The sequence below is a fragment of the Marinobacter sp. P4B1 genome, from assembly GCF_001447135.1.
Lineage (GTDB): Bacteria > Pseudomonadota > Gammaproteobacteria > Pseudomonadales > Oleiphilaceae > Marinobacter > Marinobacter vinifirmus.
In genome coordinates this window covers 1-4,105 of sequence record NZ_LLXM01000009.1, presented here as the reverse complement: position 1 = coordinate 4,105, position 4,105 = coordinate 1, and the positions used below count along the sequence as shown (strand labels likewise).

Annotated in this window: 3 protein-coding genes; 2 read left to right on the top strand and 1 reads right to left on the bottom strand. The window is 53.6% G+C overall.

The window, feature by feature from the left end; all coding sequences use genetic code 11:
• Positions 1-68 precede the first annotated feature (68 nt).
• Positions 69-1,201, top strand: a protein-coding gene (locus tag AQ621_RS06110; protein ID WP_145840233.1) for an IS3 family transposase whose coding sequence is annotated in 2 segments (ribosomal slippage) — positions 69-339 and positions 339-1,201 — 1,134 coding nt in all. Because the reading frame shifts where the segments join, the coding sequence is not laid out codon by codon here.
• Positions 1,202-1,219: 18 nt separating this feature from the next.
• On the opposite strand, the gene AQ621_RS06105 is transcribed toward AQ621_RS06110, so the two are convergent.
• Complete coding sequence (locus tag AQ621_RS06105; protein WP_227508253.1) at positions 1,220-2,755, bottom strand: helix-turn-helix transcriptional regulator; 1,536 nt, start codon at positions 2,753-2,755, stop codon at positions 1,220-1,222.
• Positions 2,756-2,904: 149 nt separating this feature from the next.
• On the opposite strand from AQ621_RS06105, the gene AQ621_RS06095 reads away from it, so the two are divergent.
• Positions 2,905-4,037, top strand: a protein-coding gene (locus AQ621_RS06095) for an IS3 family transposase (RefSeq protein WP_145840233.1) whose coding sequence is annotated in 2 segments (ribosomal slippage) — positions 2,905-3,175 and positions 3,175-4,037 — 1,134 coding nt in all. Because the reading frame shifts where the segments join, the coding sequence is not laid out codon by codon here.
• Positions 4,038-4,105: the final 68 nt, after the last annotated feature.

Genomic DNA, 4,105 nt, shown 5'->3' with positions numbered 1-4,105 from the left:
TGAAGTGGACCCCAAATTTTGGACAGGTGCCTAAGCTCTGATTCATCATCTCCATAAGGAGGAGAATCATGAGCAAGAAACGCAAGCAATACAGCGCATCATTCAAGTCCAAAGTCGCCCTGGCTGCCCTCAAGGGCGACCAGACCACATCCGAAATTGCTGCCCGTTTCCAGATCCACCCCACCATGGTCAGCACCTGGAAGCGCGAACTGCTGGAGAATGCCCCGGGCCTCTTCGAAGGCAAGAAGAAAGCCGGCAAGCAATCCGATGAGCCCAGCACAGACGAACTTTACCGAGAGATTGGCCGACTGACGGTGGAACGCGATTTTTTGTCGCGCAAGCTCGATCAGTAAGCCGTCAACAGCGGTTGGCGATGATCGAGCGTGGTCATCCCCAAGTCAGTCTTTCGCGCCAGTGTGAGCTGCTCAAGCTGAGCCGCTCATCGGTGTACTACGTCCCTCGTGAGCAGTGTCAGGAGGATCTGGATCTGATGTACCTGATTGATCAACAGCACCTGGAAACGCCGTACTATGGCTCTCGCAAGATGCGGGTCCACTTGCAGCACCAGGGCTATCGGGTCAACCGGAAGCGGGTGCAGCGGCTGATGCGCACCATGGGCATTCAGGCGGTGTATCCGCGCCCCAGAACCAGCATTCCGGGCGATGGGCACAAGGTGTACCCGTATCTGCTCACAGGGCTGAAAATCGACCGCCCCAACCAGGTGTGGGCAACAGATATTTCATATATCCCGCTGGCCCGGGGCTTCATGTATCTGGTTGCCATCATCGACTGGTACAGCCGCAAGGTGTTGTCCTGGCGAGTCTCCAACACCATGGACACAGACTTCTGCGTCGATGCACTGGAGGAGGCTCTACAGCGCCACGGAACACCGGAGGTCTTCAACACCGATCAGGGCGTCCAGTTCACCAGCGAGGCCTTCACAAGCGTTCTCAAAGAGCATGGCATCCGGATCAGCATGGACGGCAAAGGCTGCTACCATGACAACATCTTTGTGGAACGGCTCTGGCGCAGCGTCAAACACGAGTGCGTCTACCTCACTGCCTTCGAGGATGGCCGACACTTGAAGCAGGCGCTCCACCGGTACTTCCGGCATTACAATCAGACCCGGTACCACCAAACCCTTGATTACCAAACACCGGATGAGGTGTACTACCAACAACCCATGACCCTGGCAGCTTGAGCCGGGAATACAGCCGGATCAGAGCTTAACTGCACCTTCAGGCTGTCCAACTGATGGGGTCCACCTCACTTCAGTGACTGCCTGAACCCGGTTGGTTACTTTAAGTTCGCTGAAAATCTTCTTCATATGCCATTTGACGGTATCCTCCGTCACGAGAAGCCGTTCAGCGATCTCTCTGTTGGTCATTCCGTTGCTTACGCATTTCAACAGAGAAATCTGCTTTATCGTGATAGTTGAGTGGGCATTGCCGGGCACAGGTGGCACGCTGGAGTCTTCTATTCTGACATCGGGATCCTTCGTAGCTTTAGCTTCAGAGTCGTCTGGCAGATCGTTAAAAAGATCCTGAGCAAGGGGGCTAAGAGAAAGTAGCGCTTCTTTGATCCAGAGCCGTGTGAAGTGACAGTTCAAATGTTCCGAAAGTAGGTTTGCATCAAGAATCATGCGCTTCGCCGATTTTGATGAGCCGAGGGCAAACGCTGCCAGGGCCTGACAATAGTGGGCGGCGATCCTGGTTCTAGCGTCTGAAATTGCGCTGGCGCTTTGTAGTGCTTGTTTGGCATATTTTTCGGCGACACCAAACTGTTTCCCAAGCCGTAGTCTATACATTGAGGTTACCAGGGCCATACGTGCTTGAATGGCCTGGTTTTGATTTGGCAGGAACGTCAGCTCACATTCATCGGGGAGTATGGGTGGACCCAATTCCTCGTTGTTCAGGAGAGTAAACTCAGCTAACTGAACTTTAGTCAGGATATTTAGACGAGAGAGCTCTCGCTCGCAGGAGGCTAAGCGGGATTGTTCCAACAAGGCCATGGCTCTATCTCGGAACCCTTGGTGGTACAGAAAACGGCTGTAGGCCTGTGTACACCCCCACAGAATATCTGTAACGCCATAGTTCAAAGCGAAATCGAACGAAGCCTGTGCAGATTCCTGGGTAACCAGGTGATGGTTCTGTTCGTGCAGGATTTGTAACTCAAGGGTGCCAAACATTTTATTTAAAAAAGTTTTTGGCACCTGAATCTTTTCTGCTGTTTTATTCGCCTGGATCAACACACTCATTGCTCGGGCGATGTCACCCTTGAACAGTTCAGCCTGAATTTCTGCAGTTTTAAGCCAGATAAAAGCGTAATGTTGATTGGATGACTGGATGGCCACAGCCGCTCGATGGGACAATCGCTCCAACTCTTCAAAATGGCGTCCACTGGAGGCAATGAATGCCTGGCAAGTAAGTGCTGCGCCTTTGCCAACCATGTTACGGTCGCCAAAGGAGTCTATCCATTTTTGACAGAGAACCTGACTCTCCAGTAATTCATCCTGTGTAGCTTTGCCTATCGCATTAACCAATTCCCGCCATCCTTCCTCATCAAGATTGCCCACCCCCCTGGAGCTCGGATGAAGCGAACTAACCAGTATTTCCTCTGCTTGACGAGCTTGTTGGCTGAAATACAAAATCCACGCGTAACCTATGCTCAAGGCAGCGATTTTTTTTATCGTACGAGCCGGTACTTTTCCAAACCAGGTGCGAAGTACTTCGATTTCACCCTGCCTCAGAGCCACGTCCAGAATAATGCTGTCACTTACGACGCGAGCCCAACGATGGTCACTGGCTTCCAGAGCTGCATTGATTGAATGGAGGTATGAAGTGGACCCCAAATTTTGGACAGGTGCCTAAGCTCTGATTCATCATCTCCATAAGGAGGAGAATCATGAGCAAGAAACGCAAGCAATACAGCGCATCATTCAAGTCCAAAGTCGCCCTGGCTGCCCTCAAGGGCGACCAGACCACATCCGAAATTGCTGCCCGTTTCCAGATCCACCCCACCATGGTCAGCACCTGGAAGCGCGAACTGCTGGAGAATGCCCCGGGCCTCTTCGAAGGCAAGAAGAAAGCCGGCAAGCAATCCGATGAGCCCAGCACAGACGAACTTTACCGAGAGATTGGCCGACTGACGGTGGAACGCGATTTTTTGTCGCGCAAGCTCGATCAGTAAGCCGTCAACAGCGGTTGGCGATGATCGAGCGTGGTCATCCCCAAGTCAGTCTTTCGCGCCAGTGTGAGCTGCTCAAGCTGAGCCGCTCATCGGTGTACTACGTCCCTCGTGAGCAGTGTCAGGAGGATCTGGATCTGATGTACCTGATTGATCAACAGCACCTGGAAACGCCGTACTATGGCTCTCGCAAGATGCGGGTCCACTTGCAGCACCAGGGCTATCGGGTCAACCGGAAGCGGGTGCAGCGGCTGATGCGCACCATGGGCATTCAGGCGGTGTATCCGCGCCCCAGAACCAGCATTCCGGGCGATGGGCACAAGGTGTACCCGTATCTGCTCACAGGGCTGAAAATCGACCGCCCCAACCAGGTGTGGGCAACAGATATTTCATATATCCCGCTGGCCCGGGGCTTCATGTATCTGGTTGCCATCATCGACTGGTACAGCCGCAAGGTGTTGTCCTGGCGAGTCTCCAACACCATGGACACAGACTTCTGCGTCGATGCACTGGAGGAGGCTCTACAGCGCCACGGAACACCGGAGGTCTTCAACACCGATCAGGGCGTCCAGTTCACCAGCGAGGCCTTCACAAGCGTTCTCAAAGAGCATGGCATCCGGATCAGCATGGACGGCAAAGGCTGCTACCATGACAACATCTTTGTGGAACGGCTCTGGCGCAGCGTCAAACACGAGTGCGTCTACCTCACTGCCTTCGAGGATGGCCGACACTTGAAGCAGGCGCTCCACCGGTACTTCCGGCATTACAATCAGACCCGGTACCACCAAACCCTTGATTACCAAACACCGGATGAGGTGTACTACCAACAACCCATGACCCTGGCAGCTTGAGCCGGGAATACAGCCGGATCAGAGCTTAACTGCACCTTCAGGCTGTCCAACTGATGGGGTCCACCTCA